Source organism: Cryobacterium sp. LW097 (genome assembly GCF_002205495.2).
In the GTDB taxonomy this organism is placed as follows: Bacteria; Actinomycetota; Actinomycetes; order Actinomycetales; family Microbacteriaceae; genus Cryobacterium; species Cryobacterium zongtaii.
Genome location: NZ_CP021992.1, coordinates 2,022,236 through 2,041,704 on the forward strand (window position 1 = coordinate 2,022,236; position 19,469 = coordinate 2,041,704).

Consider the following 19,469-nt stretch of genomic DNA (forward strand, 5'->3'; position numbering starts at 1 on the left):
GCCGGTCAGTCCCTGGTGCCGAACCAGGTCGTGATTCCGGGTGAGTAGAGCACCGAATCCGGTGCCCGGGATCCTGCCAGCCCCGGGAAACCGGCCACCGAGAGCAGGCTGTCGTCCAGTGAGATCAGCTGCGCCGTGAACAGCCGCCACGGCTGGTGGTGGTTGCGCAGCCGGATGGTGCGGCCGCGGACCCGGGTGAACAGCGCCCAGCGCGCGGTGAGGAAGTCGGCCAGCGGATCCTCTACGACGGGCTGACCCGTCGATCGCACGACGATCTGAGTGCGCGCGTGCGCGGCGAGGTGGCGGGTGGACGAGTAGCGGTACTCGCCGGCCTCCACTTCCACCCGTGTGCGTGACCACATGTAGGGCAGCGCGAAGAGCGCGCGGGCGGCCAGCACCGCGGCGAGCCTGGACGCCTCGAGTGACACGAACACCACACCCCGCCGCCCGCGGTCGTCGACCGCGTAGAGACGCACATTGACCTCGACGAACGAGCCGAAATACGGGATCGGCGCGCTGCCGAACACAGTGGCTCGGTCCAGGACGAACGGGATCAGGCCGACCCAGCTGGAGCCGTCGTAGACGTCGGGCCGGAGGCCCTCCGGGAGCAGTGGCGCCACCTGGTCGGCGTCGACCCGCCAATGCAGGAAAACCAGATCTGACCAGCGTTGACTGGCCGTCGCCCGGCCGACAAGCGGCGGGGCGACGGCCGTGATCGGCCAGGGTTCCGACACGGGGTGGCTAGACGGCGTCGGTGTGAACGGCGTCGGTGTGAACGGCGCCGCTGTGAACCGTGTCAGCGTCGGCAGAAACCGGCACCTGTGCGGGCGCAAAACCGTCGCCGGCCTGGGCCCTCGCCAGTGCCGTACCGGCAGCGGTTCCACCGATCAGGCCGCCGAGCAGGTCCTTGATGCCCACGCCCATGGTGGAGTTGAGCACGGCGTCGACCTCGGAGAAGCCGGAGGCGACGTTCTTGCTGAGCTGGCTCGCACCGTCGGTGGAGATCACCGTGAGCTGGTCGATGTTGCCCATCGGCGCGGCCAGCTCGTGCGCGATCTTCGGCAGCATCTCGACAAGGCGCAACTGGATGAGCGCCTCGGACTGCTCGGCCACGGCCTGGGCGCTGAGGCGGGTAGCCTCGGCCTCTGCCGAGCCGCGGGCCAGGATGGCGTCGGCGTTGGCCTGGCCCTCGGCCCGGATGGCCTCGGCGGACGCCACCCGGCTGTCGCGGTCGGCGTTGGCGGCCGCGACGCGGGCCTCGGCGGCTGCGGCTGCGGAGACCCGCACGCGGTACGCGTCGGCATCGGCCACGGCGTTGACCTCGGAGTCAAGCTCGGCCTTTCGCAGGCTGGCGCGACGCTTGGCGGTCAGCTCCTGCTCCTGAACGATGTTCTGCTGGGCCTTCGCCTCGGCTAGCGGCTTGGCCGCAGCGGCCTCGGCGGAGGCCTTGTCGGTGTCGAGCTGGAGCGCCGCCTTGCGCAGCGCCAGGGTGTTCTGGGCCTCGGCCACGGCCTGTTCGGCGATGATCGAAGCTTCCTGCGCTTCCCGGTTGGCCTGGTGCTCGGCCACCTCGGCCTGTCGGCGCACCTTGGCCTGTTCGGCACGACCCAGGTCGCGGATGTAGTCGTTGGCGTCGGTGATGCCCTTGATCTCGAACGAGTCGACGTCGACGCCCTGGTTGGCGAGGGATTCCCGGGCGGTGGCGAGCACCGACGTGCCGAGCTCATCACGCTTCTGGATGATGGTCATCACGTCGGTGGCGCCGATCGAGGACCGCAGGGAACCGCTGAGCACCTCCTGGGCGAAGTTGTCGATGTTCTTGTCCTGGCCGGTGAAACGCTGGGCAGCAGCGCGGATCGCGGTCGGGTCGTCGCCGACCTTGACGATCGCGACGGCTTCGACGGTGAGAGTGATTCCGTTGCGGTCCTGGGCGACAGCCGTGATCTCGATGGCCCGGCTGCGCAGGCTGATCTTGAACGCCTTCTGGAAGAAGGGGGTTATGAACACACCCTGGCCGTGAACCACACGCTGGCCGGACTCCTCGAGGGTGGCGCCGTCGACGATGGTCTTCTTGGACTTCTTGCCGGTGATGACGAGGGCTTCGTCCGGCCCGGCGTTCTTGTACACCGAGCGGGCGTAGACGAGCACGATCACACCCACCACAATGACGAGGAAGACGATACCGATAATCGGACTGAGGAGTTCTAACATGTGTACCTTCCGGTCCGCGCCAGGCGAACGTCACGTCGCGCAGCCAGAAGGGCCCCGCTCCCTCCACGTAGGCTAGCGCTCCCGCGCCCCGGCGTGCGGGGTCGGAAGGGTCGATTGACTTCTCAGGCCAGCAATTTTGCCTTCGCCGCCGTGAACTCAGTGTCATTGAGCACCCCAGCATTGTGGAGTTGGGACAGCTGGTTCAGCTGGTCGAGCAGGGCGGAATCTCCCGAGGCCGGCGGCGCAGCCGCCTGCTGCTGCTGCTGGGCGTCGTACTCGGCCTGGGCTTGGGCATCAGCCTGTGCCTGGGCATCGGCATCGGCATCGGCCTGGGCCTGTGCGTCCTGGGCCCTGCCCTGCTGCCGCCGCTGCACATTGCCGCTCACGGCTGTGGCGGTGCCGGCGACGACCGCTGTTCGCGCGGCCATGCCCAGGAGTCCGGGGCGACCCCGTCGAAGTGGTGACATGATCTGGTCCTTACTGTTCGTGGATGGCTGTTCGTGGATGACTGTTCGTGGATGAACGCGTCGATGGCTCTGGTTTGGTGCGGATCCGATGTCGGCGAGGTCAAACCGCGGCGTCGAGTACCGCGTTCACGACGGCCGCGGGAATCCGCTCCTGATGGAGCACCGCTCCCCCCGATGCCGACAGTACGGAAGCGAAGTGCCGGGCCCAGGTCAGTTCCACGACCAGAACCGCGGCTGAGGTACCAGGCGGCAGGTCCACCGCGAGTTCCTCGACATCGTCCAGTCCGGCGAGGCCGAGTTCTCCCAGTGCCAGGTCCGGCAATTGCGCCTTCTCGGGCAGATCTTCCACCTCGACGATCCGCAGGTCGCCCTCGACGCTGCGAGAGACGAAGATCAGGTCGAGGAGGGTGACTGTCTTCTCATCGATCAGGGCTCGCAGTGCCTCGCTCAGAGCGGCACCCGGCCTCTCGCCGTCAAAGGAGATCAGGAGAATCTCCACGGGTCCGTACGTGAATTCCGCCATCGAGTGTCCCTTCGTCAAACGTGCGGGCAGACGCACCGCCACCCGGTTCGGGCTCAGTGTCGCCGTGCACCCCCGGGGTCGAGTCACCCGGAAAGGGTGAATCTGGACCTGACCCGGTCAGAGCAGCCCGCGATCCTGGGCGATCGCCACCGCGTCCGCCCGGTTCGTGGCCTCGAGCTTCTGGTAAATGTTGCGCAGGTGGGTCTTCACGGTGTTGGGGCTGACGTTGCGCTTGCCCGCGATGTCTGCCACGGACTGGTGGAACGGCAGCTCCCGCAGGATCTCTCGCTCTCGTTGGGTGAGCGCAGGACTGTTCCGGCCGTGGTCGAGCGCGGGCGGACGCTCGTGCAGGTGCAGCGCGTCAGCAGCGCGGAGAATGTGCCGGGCGAAGTCGTCGAGATCACCGAGTCGGCCGAGGCGACCGCGGATGAGAGCGGTGCCCTGCCCACCGACGGCCAGGAATGCCCGTTCACAGCCGATCCTGCTCGCGAGCCGCAGGGCTCGAAGCAGCCGGGCGTCCGCCTCGACGTGTCGGCCTGACACATCCGCCACATGGGCCAGAGCGATCCAGGCGCTGACGATCGTCGCACCGCGCCATGCGGTGCGTTCCTCGAGGGCCGCTCCGCGAAGCCGTTCCTCAGCGGGATGGCCGGCCCTGGTGGGTGGGACGAGGAGGAACCTGATCAGCAGCGACTCCAGAGAGTCCTCCCCCAGCGCCCGTTCGATCAGGCGAACAACCAACTGGGTTTCCAGCCGTCCGTCCAGTGCGCCGCTCAGTTCGATCAAGGGTATGCAGCACAGGCTCAGGGCCCGCGGATGCTCAGTGCCGACCTCACGCATCAGAAGCATCAACCTGTCGAGGGCCTGGCGTGAACGTACCGCGCTGTCCAGCTGGCTCAAGAGCAACAGCACCTCTGCGGGTACGCTGATGCCGGCATCAGAGCCCCTGTCCTCTCGTGCTGCCAAGGCCTCAAGAATTACCGGGTCAACCGGCTGGCAGGCTTCGTACCGGTGAATCATCGCGTAGAGCAGCGCCCTGCCGGCGGCGTGGTCGACGGGCCGCTCGGCTCCCACGAGAGCTCCCATCTCTGACGCCGTCGTGGCCATCTGGCCTTCGAGCATCGCCACGTGCACCCAGTTGCCGGCATGCCCCGCCGCCGTCGCCGCCAGGTCACAGGCCAACAGGAACAACCAGTTCAAACCAACGTCCCTGGCCGAGTCCGCAACCTCTCTGAGAATGTCCTCCGCTGGACCGGGCTCACCGAGCTTGTCCCGGCAGCGGCCCTGGGCCGTTGCGGCTAACAGGTCGACGGCCAGGACCTGCCGCGCGGCCGATGGCGCATCGCCCTGCAGGGCTGCCAAACGATTCTCGATGTCGGGCCGCTCAGTAGCGTGGAACGCCTGCAGAATGGCGACCACAAACGTCCATCGAGTCGTGCTCGCATCGGTGCGGTCATGCTCGGGAAAGTCCCGGGCGGCCGCAGCGGCGGCCACCAGGAGTTGCTGCACCCGCCGCCGGGCAGGGACGTACGGGGGCTCGAGGAGCAGTCGCAGGCACAGTGTCGCGGTGGACACCACGCGGCCCTCGATCTCGTCCAGGGCGCGACCCACAAGATCCGTCGCACCGGACAGGACCAGCACGAGGCCGAACCGTTCGAGCAACGCGCCCACGAGCTCTGGATCGTGCGCCACAAGCGACTGCTCTACCGCTGCCGGCGCGCAGGCCCGGTCCGCGAACCACTGACAGGCCAGGAGATGCCTGGCGGTCGCGGCGCCGGCGTCCAACCTACGTCCCTCTCCCTGCAGGTATGCGAGCAGGATCGGGTGATATCGGTAGCCGGCCCCGCCCGGCGCAGCAGGCTCCCGCCCGATCAGCATGTTGTGGCGGGCCAGCCGCTCGAGCACCTCGCCCGCATCGGCGCGCTCTGTCACGGCCACCGCCAAGTCGAGAGGCACCACCTCGCTCAGCGCTGACGCCAACAGGACCTCCCGATCGCCGGTGTCCAGGCCCGTGACCACCTCGGCCGCAAGATAGTCCGCCACCGCCGGGTTGTCGCCGTCGAAGCGACTGAGGTCCAGCGCGGCTCCCTCGGATTCTCGCCAGGTGAGAGCGAGCGCAAGGCCGGTTGCCCAGCCGCCGGTCCGGCGCCTGAGGATGGCACCGTCCTCGGCGGGCAGGTCGATATGGTGCTGCGCCGCCAGGTTGAAGGTCTCCTCGAGCGTGAAGGCCAGGCTGTCCCCGGCGCACTCGATGAGCACGCCGGCGGCCTCCAGCGGCGCTATCCCCGCCACGGGCCGGTGACGGCCGGACACGACGATGCGGACCCCCGGGGACATATCGACCAGCGCCTCGAGGATGCCATCAAGATTCGTGCGGTTCGGGGACGACGGCCGCTCGGCAAGGTGCAGGTCGTCGACGAACACGAACGTCCGGCCCGGCCCGGAGGCGTCAGGTCCGTCTCCGCCCGCCAGCAGCCGCTGCCGGATCTCGTCAGGGTCCCTGGCGTCGCGGAGCGCGGCGCCGTTGAACCACCGCACAGTCTGGGTCTCAGCTCTGAGCCGCCGCGCCCAGCCCGCCATCAGCGTGGTTTTGCCCGACCCCGCGGAGTCCCAGAGGACGAGGACCCTGGCGTCAGGCCCGGTCAGCCGCTCAAGCACAGAATCCAGTCGGGGGCGGTGCAGGTACCACGCCGGTTCGGCAGCGAGCCCGGCGGGCAACGGGGAGGCCTGCGGTATCGCGAGCTCCACAGCTGGGGACAGGGCCGGGGACAGGCTTGACACGGCCGACGCGATTGGAGCTGCCGGCGTGCGGGGCGGGGCGGGATTCAGAGGCGGGACCGGAGTGAGTGGGGGGGCCATCGGGAAACGTCCTCGATTTGCATCCATTGCGCTACGTCAGCCACAACATCAGCCGCGGCGACAGGAATAGTGGCGCAGCAGCTGCGTGGGACATGGCTACCCCGTCAAGGCCCCGGCGAACCGGGACCTTGACGGAGTTCTCGCGGTGTTCGGGTCACCGCCAGTGAGGTGATAATGCCGCGGTGGCCGGGCCTGGTCAAGGGGCGGCCCGACTCGCTGGTGCAACACCGAGCGCGGTCAGCGCCAGCCGTACCGAGTCCGCAGCGCCCGCTCGATCATCCGGTACCGTGCGGCATCCACGACGGTTCCTTCACGGCGGACCCCGCCCTGGTGCACCTGGAACACCCGGGCGAGCCCCGCCCAGCTCGGCCGCCGTGCGGGATCCCACGACCCCTCACCGAGCGGCAGGTAGTCCGCGTTGCCTGAACGGTCAGTGCTCGTCAGCTGCACCGCCAGCATGTTGCCCTCGGACAGCGTCGCCATGACGACCACCGGCCGGTCTTTACCCCGACCGTCCAGTTCCTCGTAGGGAACCCACGTCCAGACGATCTCGCCCGGGTCCAGGGCGCCGTCGGTTTCGGGCGCATAGCCCCAGCCCGCGCGTCGCACCGTCGTCGGATCGAGTTCGATCGTGGCGTCAGGACCGGATTGGCCGGGGGCGGTTCCCGTGCGCGGCACTCCGACGGTCCGGGAGCCGAAGAGGGCAGACCGAAGGGCGGTGAGGAGGTGCCGAGTGCGGAACACACCCGAACACTACCCCACCGCCCTGGTCCCCTAGATGCCTCAGCTCTGCTGCCTCAGTGGTCTGTTGTCCAAGCGCTAGACATTGGCGAGGGCGTAGCCCTCTTCGCCGTGCACCGAGGTGTCGATGCCGGCAACTTCGTCTTCATTCTTCACCCTGAAGCCGATGGTCTTCTCGATGGCGAGACCGAGCAGGTAGGCGACGACGAACGAGTAGACGAGGACCGCGAAGGCCGCGATGGCCTGGACCGTGAGCTGGCCGAGGTCGCCACCGACGAAGAGGCCGGTGCCGATCGCGAAGAAGCCCAGGTACAGGGTGCCGATGAGGCCACCGACGAGGTGGATGCCCACGACGTCGAGCGAGTCATCGAAGCCGAACTTGAACTTCATCTCGATGGCCATGGCGCAGACGGCACCGGCGACGACACCGAGGAGCAGGGCCCAACCGGGTTCGAGATTGGCGCAGGCCGGTGTGATGGCGACGAGGCCGGCGACGGCACCGGATGCGGCGCCGACCGACGTGGCCTTGCCGTCCTTGATCTTTTCGACGATGAGCCAGCCAAGGATGGCGGCGGCGGTCGCACCGAGGGTGTTGACCACGATCAGGCCGACGTTGGCGAGGCCGTTCAGCCACTCCGCCCCGGCGTTGAAGCCGAACCAGCCGAACCACAGGATCGAGGCACCGAGCAGAACCAGCGGCACGTTGTGCGGCTTGGTGATGCCCTTCTGGAAGCCGATCCGCTTGCCGAGGACGAGGGCAAGGGCCAGGGCAGCAGCGCCGGCGTTGATGTGCACGGCGGTACCGCCGGCGTAGTCGATGACGCCGGGCAGGCCGAGGGTCTCGCCGAGGCTCATGATCCAGCCGCCGCCCCAGACCCAGGCCGCGACCGGGAAATAGACCAGGGTGGCCCAGACACCGGCGAAGATCATCCAGGAACCGAACTTGGCGCGGTCGGCCACGGCTCCGGAGATCAGGGCGACGGTGATGATCGCGAAGGTCGCCCCGTAGGTGGCACCAAGGAGATCGAGGTTGCCGGTCTCACCCGTGGCCAGTGACCCGAGTCCGAAGTCGCTGAACGGGTTGCCCGCGAACTGGCTGGCTCCGTCGACCACGCTCATGTTGAATCCGTACAGGATCCAGAGGACGGTGATCAGCCCGAGTGCGCCGAAGCTCATCATCATCATGCTGACGACGCTCTTGGCCTTGACCAGGCCGCCATAGAAGAACGCGACTCCCGGAGTCATGAACAGAACCAGCGCGGTTGCCGTCAACCCCCATGCAATGCTGCCAGTGTCCATCATCTGTCCTCACACCTAGTTAGCCGGAGTACCGCGAAAGCCGCAGACGAGTGTGCCGGGCAGTCCTGGGTACGCAACTCAGTCTCCGACCCAGACGTTTCACCAGCCGTACCGTCGTGTTTCGGGGAGGTTACGCAATCGGCGAGAACGTTAAGAGCGTGTTTCGCTGCAGCCCGCTCACTCCGCGTGCGGCGGCAGCTCGCCCGTGGTGAGAGCCACCATCCGGGACTGGGAGCGTTGATACTTCTTGCGGTAGCCGCCCTCCAGCATCTCGGCATCGAAGACGTCGTGTAGCGGCAGTCCGCTGGCGATGATCGGGATCTCGGCGTCGTAGACCCGGTCGATGAAGGCCACAAGGCGCAACGCATCGGTCTGGTCGGTGAGCAGGTAGACGTTGCGCAGGGCGATCACGTCGACGTCGGCGATCATCTTGATGTACTTCGACGGATGCACGGTGCTGAGATGGCGCATCAGCGCACCGAAATCGTCACACGTCACCCTGGAGCCCCGCTCGATGAGTGCCTCGTTCAGGCGGTCGAACTCCTCGGGCAGAACGGCCTCGGCGTGCCCGGACGCATCCCGGCGGCGGTAGTCGAGGCCGTCGATGCGCACGGTCTCGAAGTTCGCGGACATGGCCTGAATCTCTCGCAGGAAGTCAGCTGCCGCGAACCGGCCCTCGCCGAGCGAGTTCGGCGGGGTGTTGGAGGTGGCGGCGACCCGGGTGCCGGAGGCGATCAGCTCGCCCAGCAGCCGAGTCATCAGCATGGTGTCCCCCGGATCGTCGAGCTCGAACTCGTCAATACAGATGAGCTTCGCGCCGGAGAGCTGGGTCACGGTCTCGGCATAGCCCAGGGCGCCGACCAGCGCCGTGTACTCGATGAAGGTGCCGAAATACTTGGGACCGGGTGCGCCGTGCCAGAGCGCTGCCAGCAGGTGGGTCTTGCCGACGCCGAAGCCGCCGTCGAGGTAGATGCCGGGCAACTCGGCCTTGGCCTTGCGGGTGCGGGAGAAGAAACCGCCCGGTCGGGCCCGCCACGCTGCAAAGTTGTTCAGCCGCTCCACCGCCTCGAGCTGGGACGGATAGTCCAGGTCAGGGCGGTAGGACTCGAATGAGGCGTGTTCGAATTGCGGTGGCGGCACCAGCTCCGAGACGATCTCCGCACCGGTGATGGATGGCGACCTGTCGACGAGTCGAAGGGGCAACTTTTGGGTCGCACTGACCATGTTTGACATCCGGTTCCTGTCTGTCCCCGACATCCTGGTGGAATTTCGGTGTGGGGTTCTGCCTTGTACCTTGGAGACCTGCGCGCAGGTTGTCCACCAGCCTAAATGCACGCACACCAGGGCCGCGCCGTCGTCCAGGTTCACGAGCCCTCCGGGAGGAAACCATGACCGTCGAAACAGATCCGTCAGCCACGTTCGCGGCGTACGCGCATCCCGAACGCCTGGTGTCAACCGACTGGCTGCAGGCCCACCTCGGCGACCCCGGCCTGGTCGTGGTCGAATCCGACGAAGACGTCATTCTGTACGAGACCGGCCACGTTCCCGGCGCAGTCAAGATCGACTGGCACACCGACCTCAACGACCCCGTGGAGCGCGACTACATCGACGGGGCCGGCTTCGCCGCCCTGCTGGGCCGCAAGGGCATCAGCCGCGACAGCACCGTGGTGATTTACGGAGACAAGAGCAACTGGTGGGCGGCATATGCCCTCTGGGTGTTCACCCTGTTCGGCCACGACGACGTGCGCCTGCTCGACGGCGGCCGGGCGAAGTGGATCGCCGAGGGCCGCGAACTGAGCACGGACCGCGAGGCGGCCGAACCGGCCGAATACCCTGTCGTCGAGCGGGCAGACGCCCCCATCCGCGCGTTCAAGGACGACGTTCTCGCCCACTTCGGCCACCCGCTCATCGACGTGCGCTCGCCCGAGGAATACAGCGGCGAACGCACCACCGCGCCCGCCTACCCCGAGGAGGGATCCCTCCGGGCCGGCCACATCCCTTCGGCGGTGTCGGTGCCGTGGGCCCGTGCCGCGGCCGAGGACGCCACTTTCCGGCCCCGTGCCGAGCTCGACGCCATCTACCGCGACGAGGCCGGGATCACCGGCGACGAGCCCGTGATCGCCTACTGCCGCATCGGCGAGCGATCCAGCCACACCTGGTTCGTGCTGACCCACCTGCTCGGACTCGAGAACGTGCGCAACTACGACGGTTCCTGGACAGAGTGGGGCAGCGCGGTACGGGTCCCGATCGTGCAGGGCACAGCCCCCGGAACCGCCCCGGAACCCCGATGAGCACCGTCGACCTTCCCAGCCAGCTTGCCGAGATCCGCGAGGATTTCCTCGCGCTCGAACAACCGGATCGCCTGATGCTGCTGCTGGAGTTCTCCAACGAGCTGCCGGACCTTCCCGAGAAGTACCGGGACCATCCCGACCTGTTCGAACGTGTCGTGGAGTGCCAGTCGCCGGTGTTCATTTTCGTCGAGGTTGACGACGACCGTTCCGTACACCTTTATGCCACGGCGCCTGCGGAGTCGCCCACAACCCGGGGCTTCGCCTCGATCCTCGCTCAGGGCCTGGACGGCCTCAGCGTCGACGAGGTCCTGGCCGTTCCGGATGACTATCCGCAGTCGATCGGCCTTACCCAGGCCGTTTCGCCGCTCCGGCTGCGTGGCATGACCGCCATGCTGGGTCGAACCAAGCGTCAGCTGCGCGAACGGCAGGCCGCCCTGGGCTAGCGTGGCCTGCGCCCGCCGAGGGCCGAGGCCTACCGGTCGCCGGTGTATCCGGCCGCCGTCACGGCGGGGTGTGCCGACCCGAGCGTGCCGAGCCAGCCGAGGATGGCCGCGTTCCAGGCGGCCGGATCGTAGTTCCACAGTTTGGTGTGCCTGGCCACCTCGAACGGCACCAGGGTGACGATGTCGGGTCGCCGTTCGGCCAGGGCTCGGGACGGTGCTGACGGCACGTAGCCGTCGTCGTCGCTGTGCAGGATGAGAATCGGCAGGCTCAGGTCGTTCGCCCGGGACACGAAGTCCAGTCGGGGGAAGTCGATGGGGAGATGCATCCCCGTGACCATTCGTCCCCAGGGGCGCCCCATCACCACCAGTGCACCGCGCACCACCGCCCTCGGCAGCCGGAGGGTGAGCGCCTGGTAGGCCACAACATCCGCCCAGTCGATCACGGGCGAATCGAGCACGATGCCGGTGAGCCGACCGTCGTGCTTCGCGCGGGTAGCCGCCTGCAGGGCGATCGCCCCGCCCATCGACCAGCCCATCAGCACGATCTGGGTCGCTCCGTTCTCCACGGCGAACTGGATGGCGGCCTCAACGTCCCGCCATTCGGTGTCGCCGAGCCCAAACCGGCCGTCGGCGCTCGGCGGCGCCTCACCATCGTTGCGATAGGAGACCAGCAGACAGGTGTAACCGGCGGCGTTGAACACGGGAACGGCCCGAAGCGTCTCGTGCCGACGGACCCCACGGCCGTGCACCTGGATCACCCAGCGCCCGGAGGGTTCTGACGCGGGGATCAGCCAGGCGGGAGCATCACCCAGCTCGGTCGGCACCGTCACGTTGGAGAACTCGAGCCCGAGGTCCCACGGCCCGAGGAAGGAATAGCCGCCCAGCCGTCCCGAGGTCACCGAGCCGAGGTCACCGAAGTCCACGGTCAGGATGCGGCGGGTCACGGTCTTCGCCGCGCGAGACTCGATGGCACCCAGGCGCGCGTGTCCGGAGTCACCGGCGAACCAGAAGCTGTAATCACCGGGAAGGACCGCGTCCTTGGTCGCTTCGAGGGTGATGGTGCCGGCGTCGAGGTCGACGTCGAACACCCTCGTATCGTCGGCGCGTTTGGTGGGCGGGGTCACGATGCGGCGCGCCATGACACCGGCCAGCACACCGACCGCCAGAGCTGCGGCGGCACTCACCGCAACGGCGCCGCCCGCGATCACCAGCCCCGCCGACGCCAGGCCGCGCGTGGATTCCGCTCGTGTACCGATCCCTGTCATGCCTACCTCTTCGCTGTTCGGCGTGCCTCGCACCAGCCCCACGGAAAAAACTCTAGTCTGCAGACGTGCCCGATTCAGAGGATCAGCCCCAGCGCCCTGCGCAGTTTGCCGCGGCGCTCGACGCTATCCGTTCTTCCAGCCCGCGCCCGGAGCTGGTGGTCACCGAGATTTCGGCCCCCGGAAACCTCGCTCCGTATGCCGTGGCACTGTCTGCGGATGTCACGCCGGTGCGACACGGCAGCGACTCCGACTTCGGTACCGGACGCTTCATTCTGCTCTACGACCCCGACGAACCCGAAAGTTGGGGCGGACCCTTCCGCGTCGTCTGCTTCGCGCAGGCACCCCTCGAGAACGACATCGGAGTCGATCCGTTCCTCGCCGAGGTCGCCTGGGCCTGGTTGGTGGATGCCCTGGACACCCGAGGTGCGAACTACACCGCCGCCTCCGGCACCGCCACCAAGATTCTCTCCTCGGGCTTCGGTGAGCTCGCCGCTCAGGGCGATGGCGCCCAGATCGAGCTGCGGGCGTCATGGAGTCCGTTGGACAACGACCTCGCCGCACACGTCGAAGGCTGGGGTGAGCTGCTGTGCATGCTCGCAGGCCTCCCGCCCGCCAGCGAGCTGCCCGCCCCGCCCCGCCACGGCCACCCTTCTTCCTCCCGTTCCTCGTCCTTTTCGTCCTCCTCCGCTCGGCATGGGCGTCCCTCCAGCGCTGAGGTACCCCGTTCCTCTGAACCGGGTGCAGACCATGGCGTGTCAGGACCGGGCTCGACGGGATCGGGCTCGACAGGACAGGGCTCGACAGAACAGGGCTCGAAAGAACAGGGCAGCTCAGGAATCACGCTGGGCCCGGTGGACCAGATCGGGCCGTCAGCCTCGTCTGTTCTGCGAACAGGCCCGGGATTGCATACGCTGGGAGTGGCCGCCGGCGGCCGCGAGTCTGCCGGCAGGGAAACGGCCGGTGGTGATTTGGCCGGCCTCGATGCGCCGGGCGCTGAACGCGCCGGCAGGGAGACCTCGGGAATGAACGTCATGGCAGGAAATGCAGTCGGAACCGAAACCAGCCCGGGGATGAACCCCGGGGCGTTGAGCAACACGGCGTTAGGCATGGGCAACACGCCTCTGACCAGCACGGCGCCGAATCTCACCAGCGTTGCGTATCTCTCGGCACATCGTGCATCCCGTGGTTGACCGACCCGTGGTCACCCACCAGGTCATCGACTCCCGCGCAGCCTATCTGGCGGCACTCGACGTGCTCGCCCAGGGAACCGGGCCGATCGGCATCGATGCGGAACGGGCATCGGGTTTCACCTACTCCCAGCGTGCTTACCTGATCCAGATCTTCCGCCGGGATGCGGGCACCTTCCTGTTCGATCCACCGGCTATCGGCGACTTCAGCGAACTCAACGACGCCCTCGCCGACGAGGAATGGATCCTGCACGCAGCAAGTCAAGATCTCGCCTGCCTCCGCGAGGTCGGCCTCGACCCCACCCGCATCTTCGACACCGAGCTCGCCGCACGCCTGCTCGGCCTGCCCCGCGTGGGACTCGGCACCGTGGTCGAAGAACTCCTCGGCATTCACCTAGCCAAAGAACACTCCGCCGCCAACTGGTCAACCCGGCCGTTGCCCGAAAGCTGGCTGGTCTACGCAGCCCTGGACGTGGAGCTACTCCCGGACCTCCGTGACAGCATGGTCGACCTGCTCGTGGAATCCGGCAAGACCGAGATCGCCGACCAGGAGTTCGCCGCGGTACTGGCCAAGGAAGCGAAGCCGGCCCGCGCGGAGCCCTGGCGCCGCCTGTCCGGCCTGCACGCCGTGCGTGGCCAGCGCAACCTGGCCGTGGCCCGCGAGCTGTGGGTCGCCAGGGACACCCTCGCCCAGGAGCTCGACGTCTCCCCCGGCCGTTTGGTTCCCGACGCGTCGCTCGTGGCCGCAGCACGTCTGCTGCCCGCGAACCGGAACGTTCTCGCCGAGCTTCGCGAGTTCAACGGTCGCGCCAGCCGAACCGAGCTCGACAGGTGGTGGCAGGCCATCCTGCGTGGCCTCGCCAGCGTTGACCTGCCCTCGGTGAAGGCGAACGGCGACGCACTGCCGCCGCCCCGCGCCTGGGCTGACCGCAATCCCGACGCCGACCTGCGGTACAAGGCCGCGAGGGCCGCCCTGACGGCGGCCTCGGAGGAGCGCGCGGTGCCGTTGGAGAACCTCCTCACTCCCGACCACCTGCGTCGCGTGGCTTGGCAGCCGCCGGAGCCTGCCGGTGCCGATGCCGTGGGCGAGGCCCTCGCCGGTCTCGGTGCGAGAACCTGGCAGATTGAGGCCACTGCACAACTAATCGCTGATGCCTTTGTGGAAGTCCACCAAAGCGCGTCCGTTGCCGCCGACGCTGAGTCGTAGGAACAGTCAAAGGATTCACACCGGTTATTCCGTCACCCTAGGATCGTGCGATACCTGTTTTGAGTGATGGAGGCAAAGTGGCCGAGAGAACTGAAGTCGTCTTCGTGGACGGGGTTCGCACCCCGTTCGGTCGTGCCGGCGAGAAGGGTATGTATTGGAATACCCGCGCCGACGACCTGGTCGTCAAGGCGATCACCGGACTGATGGAACGCAACCCGAACGTGCCGGGCGAACGCATCGACGATGTCGCCATCGCGGCGACCACCCAGGCCGGTGACCAGGGGCTGACTCTCGGTCGCACCGCGGCCCTGCTGGCGGGCCTGCCCGTCTCGGTGCCGGGCTTCGCCATCGACCGCATGTGCGCCGGGGCGATGACCTCGGTCACCACCATGGGCGCCGCGATCGGTTTCGGCGCATACGACCTCGCCATCGCCGGCGGAGTCGAACACATGGGTCGCCACCCGATGGGCGCCGGGGTCGACCCGAACCCCCGGTTCCTCAGCGAACGCCTGGTCAGTGAGGACGCCCTCAACATGGGCGCGACCGCCGAGCGCATCCACGACCGGTTCCCCGAGTACACCAAGGACCGTTCCGACCGGTATGCCCTGCGCAGCCAGCAGAAGGTCGCGGCCGCGTACGAAGCGGGCAAGATTCAGCCGGACCTGGTGTCCGTGGCAACCCGCAGCGCCGCGGGCTGGGGCCTCGCCACCCGCGACGAGGCGCCGCGCCCCGAGACCACCCTCGAGGGCCTCGCCGGCCTGAAGACGCCGTTCCGGCCGCACGGCCGCATCACCGCCGGCAACGCGTCCGGCCTGAATGACGGTGCCACCGCCTGCCTTCTGGCCAGCGGTGCCACAGCTAAGGAGCTCGGGCTCAGCGTGAAGATGAAGCTCGTGAGCTTCGCCTTCGCCGGTGTCGAGCCTGAGGTGATGGGGCTGGGCCCCGTGCCCTCCACGGAGAAGGCGCTGCGTAAGGCCGGTCTGTCGATCACCGACATCGGCCTGTTCGAACTCAACGAGGCGTTCGCGGTGCAGGTGATCGCCTTCCTGGACCACTTCGGCATCGACGACGACGATCCCCGCGTCAACGAGTACGGCGGCGCCATCGCCATCGGGCATCCGCTCGCATCATCGGGCGTGCGCCTGATGAACCAGCTCGCCAGCCAGTTCGCCGAACACCCCGAGGTGCGTTACGGCCTCACGGCCATGTGCATAGGCCTCGGCCAGGGTGGCACTGTGATCTGGGAAAACCCGCACTTCAACAAGAAGGCAGCCAAGCGATGACCGACAAGACCAGCACCCCCATCGACTACGCCACCGTGGACTTCTCCCCGCTCATCGTGGTGTCCGGTGATGAAGTCGTCACCCACTCGCTCGTCCGGGACGTCCCGCTTTCCGGCGGCCGCACCCTCGCCCTCGTGACGCTGGACAACGGGCGGGACCACACCAGGCCCAACACGCTCGGCCCGGTCACCCTCCTGGAATTCAGCGCCGTCATGGACGAGCTCACCGCCCGCGCCGGACGCGGTGAGATCCACGGCGTGGCCGTAACGGGCAAGCCGTTCATCCTCGCCGCTGGAGCCGATCTCAGTAAAGTCAGCGAGATCCCGTCCCGCGAGGTGGGCAAGCTGCTCGCTCAGCTCGGTCACTTCGCCCTGGGCAAGCTGAGCACCTTGGGGGTGCCGTCGTTCGTGTTCATCAACGGTCTCGCCCTCGGCGGCGGCCTCGAGGTGGCCTTGAACGCCGACTACCGCACCGTCGACGCGAGCGTCCCGGCCATAGCGCTGCCCGAGGTCTTCCTCGGCCTGATCCCCGGCTGGGGCGGCTCCTACCTGCTGCCCAACCTGATCGGCATCGAGAATGCCCTCAAGGTCATCGTTGAGAACCCGCTGAAGAACAACCGCACCTTGACCGGCGCGGACGCACTCAAGCTGGGCATCGCCGACCGAATGTTCGGGTCGGTGTCCTTCCTGGAGGACTCCATCCGGTGGGCAGACGGTGTCATCGCCGGCAGCGTTTCGGTGAGCCGGCCCAACGCGCCCGGCAAGATCGAGCGCATGGTCAAGTGGGATGCGGCCGTCGGTATCGCCCGCAAGATGCTCGAGTCCCGCATCGGCACCGTCGCGGCATCGCCGTACGCGGCACTGGACTTGATCAAGGCGGCCCGCACCGGCACCAAGGCCGAGGCCTTCGCCCGGGAGGACGAAGCCCTCGCCGACCTCATCTCCGGCGATCAGCTGCCCGCGAGCATCTACTCATTCAATCTGGTGCAGAAGCGCGCCAAGCGACCGGCCGGCGCCCCGGACAAGACCCTGGCACGCCCCATCGGCAAAGTCGGTGTCATCGGCGCAGGCCTGATGGCCAGCCAGTTCGCCCTCCTGTTCGTGCGCCGGCTGAAGGTACCCGTCGTGATCACCGACCTCGACCAGGCCAGGGTCGACAAGGGAGTGGCTTACATCCACGGTGAGATCCAGACCCTGCAGGACAAGGGCCGGATCAGCTCCGACGAGGCGAACCGGCTGCGCGCCCTGGTGACAGGCACCACCGACAAGGCCGACTTCGCCGACGCCGATTGGGTCATCGAAGCGGTCTTCGAGGAGCTCGGGGTGAAACAGGACGTTTTCGCCGAAATCGAAAAGCACATCTCCCCCACCGCGGTGCTGGCCACCAACACGTCATCGCTGTCGGTGGAGCAGATCGGCGCGAAGCTGGCCCACCCCGAACGGCTGGTCGGTTTCCACTTCTTCAATCCAGTCGCCGTGATGCCGCTCATCGAGGTCGTGAACACCCCCGCGACCGATGACGCTACCCTCTCAACCGCGATGGTGATCGCCGCCAAGCTGCGGAAGAACGCCGTCATCACCCGCGACACCCCGGGCTTCGTGGTGAACCGGGTGCTGGCCAAGCTGCTCGGCGAGGCCATGCACGCCGTCGACACCGGCACACCGTTCGAGGTCGTCAACGGCGCCCTGGCGTCGTTCGGCCTGCCGATGACCCCGTTCGAGCTGCTCGAGCTGGTCGGCCTCAAGGTCGGCGCGCACGTGTTGGACACCCACCACGCGGCATTCCCCGACCGGTTCTTCGAGAGCACCAACCTGCACCGTCTGGCCGAGCACGGCAAGATCCTCGAGCGCAACTCCAGCGGCAAGGTCACCGGCTTCGACAAGGGTGCGGTGAAGATCGTCGCAGGCGGCACGACGCCCATCACGGCGGAGCAGATCCTGCGCCGGGTGGAGGACGGCCTCGCTGACGAGATCAAGCGGATGCTCGATGACGATGTGGTGCACGCGCCGGAGGACATCGACCTGTGCATGCTCCTCGGCGCCGGCTGGCCCTTCCAGATGGGCGGGATCACTCCGTACCTCGACAGGGTCGGCGCCAGCGAGCGGGTCTTCGGCGGCACGTTCCACACCCCGATGGTGCGCGGCGTCGGCTCCGCGGCAACGGCGAGCAGCACTCCCGTGCTGAGTTAGCCGCTCAGGGCACAACAACTGTCGCCCGTGCGGACAATTGTGGCCGGTGCGCCGGCCACAATTGTCCGTTTCGGGAACAGATGCGGGCTACCGGTTCAGCGGGCTCATGTCGGCGTAACGGTCTCCGACCGGGGCGTCGATCGCGGACAGGGTTGCGAGCTGGGCAGCGCTGAGCACAAGCGCATCCGCCGCGACGTTCTCCTCGAGCCGGTCCACCCTCTTGGTACCGGGGATCGGGGCGATGTCGGTGCCCTGGGCGAGCAGCCAGGCCAGGGCCACCTGGGCCGGCGTCGCATCGAGTTCCGTCGCGACAGCGTCGACCTGCTCCACGATGCGGATGTTGGCGGCGAGGTTGGCGCCGGCGAACCGGGGATTACTGCGCCGGAAGTCATCCTCGTCGAGCTGGTCGAGTGTACGGATGGCGCCGGTCAGGAAGCCCCGACCGAGCGGCGAGTACGGCACAAAACCGATCCCGAGCTCGCGCACCAGGGGCAGCAGTTCCGTCTCGGGCTCGCGGCTCCACAGCGAGTACTCGGTCTGCAGCGCCGTGACCGGGTGAACGGCGTGGGCCCGCCTGATGGTGTCCGGCGCCGCCTCCGACAGGCCGTAGTGACCGATCAGGCCGGCGCTGATGAGCTCGGCCAGGGCACCGACGGTGTCCTCGATGGGCACGCCCGGATCCATCCGGTGCTGGTAGTAGAGATCGATGTGATCGGTACCGAGGCGGGCCAGTGACCCTTCGACGGACAAGCGCACGTTCTCCGGACTGCCGTCCAGTCCCCTGGAGCCGTCGGTGCGGTGGTGGATGGTACCGAACTTAGTGGCGATGACCACGTCGTCGCGGCGCCCGGTCAGCGCCCGGCCGAGGAGTTCCTCGTTGAGGTACGGGCCGTAGATTTCGGCGGTGTCGAACAGGGTGAGACCGAGGTCGATGGCTGTGCGGATGGTGCGGATCGACTCGGCATCGTCGGTGCCGGCGCCGGAGTAGAACGCTGACATTCCCATGCAGCCCAGGCCGAGACGGCCGACCTCGAGTGGAGTGCTGGTACCCAGGGTGATGTGCTTCATGCTCTGGTCCTTTCGGCGTAGAGGGAGATCTTGTGATCGATGGCGGCGAGGCTCGCCTGCATCTCGGCGAGCTGTGCCACGACGGCGATCCGGTGGCGTTGCAGCAGCTCGAGGCGCTCCGGCGTGGTGTCCTCGCCGCGCCGGGCGAGGTCGGCGTACTCCTTGACCTGCGCGATCGGCAGGGCGGTGCTGCGTAGGCGGGTCAGGAAGATGATCCAGGTCACGTCCCGCGCCGAGTATGCCCGGTGGGTGGAGGCAGCCCGATGGATGGGTGCGAGCATCAGGCCCGCTCGCTCGTAGTACCGCAGCGTATGGGCGCTCAGCCCGGTGCGCTCGGCGACCTCGGAGATCGAAAGCTGTTCGTCGGGTGGGGTCATGCTGCAACCCTAAAACCTCGAGCGCACTCTAAGTCAAGCGGTGTCCTGATCCGGCCATA

General features: G+C 67.7%; 16 protein-coding genes and 1 pseudogene. 6 read left to right on the forward strand and 11 right to left on the reverse strand.

Annotation, left to right across the window (positions count from 1 at the left end):
* Positions 1-5: 5 nt before the first annotated feature.
* From B7495_RS09340 to zapE, 8 genes are all read right to left on the reverse strand, one after another.
* The gene (locus B7495_RS09340; RefSeq protein ID WP_088456329.1) at positions 6-734 is read right to left on the reverse strand and encodes a YqjF family protein; all 729 of its coding nucleotides are present in this window, start codon (positions 732-734) and stop codon (positions 6-8) included.
* A 7-nt stretch (positions 735-741) separates the two neighbouring features.
* A complete protein-coding gene (locus B7495_RS09345) occupies positions 742-2,211 on the reverse strand; it encodes a flotillin family protein (RefSeq protein ID WP_088456330.1) in 1,470 nt (489 codons plus the stop codon).
* Positions 2,212-2,333: 122 nt separating this feature from the next.
* Positions 2,334-2,678, reverse strand: a complete 345-nt coding sequence (locus tag B7495_RS09350; protein WP_088456331.1) for an SHOCT domain-containing protein — start codon at positions 2,676-2,678, stop codon at positions 2,334-2,336.
* Between the two features lie 100 nt (positions 2,679-2,778).
* Positions 2,779-3,201 (reverse strand): DUF6325 family protein, encoded by a 423-nt coding sequence (locus B7495_RS09355; RefSeq protein WP_088456332.1) that lies wholly within the window; start codon positions 3,199-3,201, stop codon positions 2,779-2,781.
* Positions 3,202-3,318: 117 nt separating this feature from the next.
* A complete protein-coding gene (locus B7495_RS09360) occupies positions 3,319-5,982 on the reverse strand; it encodes a LuxR C-terminal-related transcriptional regulator (protein WP_168195300.1) in 2,664 nt (887 codons plus the stop codon).
* Positions 5,983-6,297: 315 nt separating this feature from the next.
* Positions 6,298-6,804, reverse strand: a complete 507-nt coding sequence (locus tag B7495_RS09365; protein ID WP_240632183.1) for a type II toxin-antitoxin system PemK/MazF family toxin — start codon at positions 6,802-6,804, stop codon at positions 6,298-6,300.
* Between the two features lie 75 nt (positions 6,805-6,879).
* Entirely contained in the window at positions 6,880-8,100 is a 1,221-nt protein-coding gene (locus B7495_RS09370; RefSeq protein WP_088458009.1) for an ammonium transporter, read from the reverse strand.
* Positions 8,101-8,277: 177 nt separating this feature from the next.
* Positions 8,278-9,324, reverse strand: coding sequence for a cell division protein ZapE (gene zapE, locus B7495_RS09375; protein ID WP_088456334.1), 1,047 nt, complete (start codon positions 9,322-9,324; stop codon positions 8,278-8,280).
* Between the two features lie 164 nt (positions 9,325-9,488).
* Here zapE and B7495_RS09380 point away from each other — a divergent pair, with 164 nt between their 5' ends.
* Positions 9,489-10,391: a sulfurtransferase gene (locus tag B7495_RS09380; protein WP_088456335.1), complete on the forward strand. Its 903-nt coding sequence runs from the start codon at positions 9,489-9,491 to the stop codon at positions 10,389-10,391.
* Positions 10,388-10,834, forward strand: coding sequence for a SufE family protein (locus tag B7495_RS09385; protein ID WP_088456336.1), 447 nt, complete (start codon positions 10,388-10,390; stop codon positions 10,832-10,834). Before B7495_RS09380 ends, B7495_RS09385 begins: the two co-directional genes overlap by 4 nt.
* A 29-nt stretch (positions 10,835-10,863) precedes the next feature.
* Here the strand turns inward: B7495_RS09385 and B7495_RS09390 are convergent, their stop codons facing one another.
* Entirely contained in the window at positions 10,864-12,099 is a 1,236-nt protein-coding gene (locus tag B7495_RS09390) for a S9 family peptidase (RefSeq protein WP_088456337.1), read from the reverse strand.
* A 65-nt stretch (positions 12,100-12,164) separates the two neighbouring features.
* Between B7495_RS09390 and B7495_RS09395 the strand changes: the two are divergent.
* The 4 genes and pseudogenes from B7495_RS09395 to B7495_RS09410 form a co-directional block, all read left to right on the forward strand.
* A pseudogene (locus tag B7495_RS09395) lies at positions 12,165-12,719 on the forward strand (DUF3000 domain-containing protein); the annotation flags it as partial.
* Positions 12,720-13,281: 562 nt separating this feature from the next.
* Entirely contained in the window at positions 13,282-14,493 is a 1,212-nt protein-coding gene (locus B7495_RS09400) for an HRDC domain-containing protein (protein WP_370028113.1), read from the forward strand.
* A 77-nt stretch (positions 14,494-14,570) separates the two neighbouring features.
* A complete protein-coding gene (locus tag B7495_RS09405; RefSeq protein WP_088456338.1) occupies positions 14,571-15,776 on the forward strand; it encodes a thiolase family protein in 1,206 nt (401 codons plus the stop codon).
* The gene (locus B7495_RS09410) at positions 15,773-17,965 is read left to right on the forward strand and encodes a 3-hydroxyacyl-CoA dehydrogenase NAD-binding domain-containing protein (RefSeq protein WP_088456339.1); all 2,193 of its coding nucleotides are present in this window, start codon (positions 15,773-15,775) and stop codon (positions 17,963-17,965) included. Before B7495_RS09405 ends, B7495_RS09410 begins: the two co-directional genes overlap by 4 nt.
* Before the next feature lie 87 nt (positions 17,966-18,052).
* On the opposite strand, the gene B7495_RS09415 is transcribed toward B7495_RS09410, so the two are convergent.
* Both B7495_RS09415 and B7495_RS09420 read right to left on the reverse strand, forming a co-directional pair.
* Entirely contained in the window at positions 18,053-19,033 is a 981-nt protein-coding gene (locus B7495_RS09415) for an aldo/keto reductase (protein WP_088456340.1), read from the reverse strand.
* Complete coding sequence (locus tag B7495_RS09420; protein ID WP_088456341.1) at positions 19,030-19,410, reverse strand: MerR family transcriptional regulator; 381 nt, start codon at positions 19,408-19,410, stop codon at positions 19,030-19,032. The genes B7495_RS09415 and B7495_RS09420 overlap by 4 nt, the downstream gene beginning before the upstream one ends.
* Between the last annotated feature and the right edge of the window lie 59 nt (positions 19,411-19,469).

Coding starts and splice junctions, on each gene's coding strand:
- B7495_RS09345 (WP_088456330.1), bottom strand. CDS start 2,211: ATGTTAGAACTCCTCAGTCCGATTATCGGTATCGTCTTCCTCGTCATT.
- B7495_RS09350 (WP_088456331.1), bottom strand. CDS start 2,678: ATGTCACCACTTCGACGGGGTCGCCCCGGACTCCTGGGCATGGCCGCG.
- B7495_RS09355 (WP_088456332.1), bottom strand. CDS start 3,201: ATGGCGGAATTCACGTACGGACCCGTGGAGATTCTCCTGATCTCCTTT.
- B7495_RS09370 (WP_088458009.1), bottom strand. CDS start 8,100: ATGGACACTGGCAGCATTGCATGGGGGTTGACGGCAACCGCGCTGGTT.
- zapE (WP_088456334.1), bottom strand. CDS start 9,324: ATGGTCAGTGCGACCCAAAAGTTGCCCCTTCGACTCGTCGACAGGTCG.
- B7495_RS09380 (WP_088456335.1), top strand. CDS start 9,489: ATGACCGTCGAAACAGATCCGTCAGCCACGTTCGCGGCGTACGCGCAT.
- B7495_RS09385 (WP_088456336.1), top strand. CDS start 10,388: ATGAGCACCGTCGACCTTCCCAGCCAGCTTGCCGAGATCCGCGAGGAT.
- B7495_RS09390 (WP_088456337.1), bottom strand. CDS start 12,099: ATGACAGGGATCGGTACACGAGCGGAATCCACGCGCGGCCTGGCGTCG.
- B7495_RS09410 (WP_088456339.1), top strand. CDS start 15,773: ATGACCGACAAGACCAGCACCCCCATCGACTACGCCACCGTGGACTTC.
- B7495_RS09415 (WP_088456340.1), bottom strand. CDS start 19,033: ATGAAGCACATCACCCTGGGTACCAGCACTCCACTCGAGGTCGGCCGT.
- B7495_RS09420 (WP_088456341.1), bottom strand. CDS start 19,410: ATGACCCCACCCGACGAACAGCTTTCGATCTCCGAGGTCGCCGAGCGC.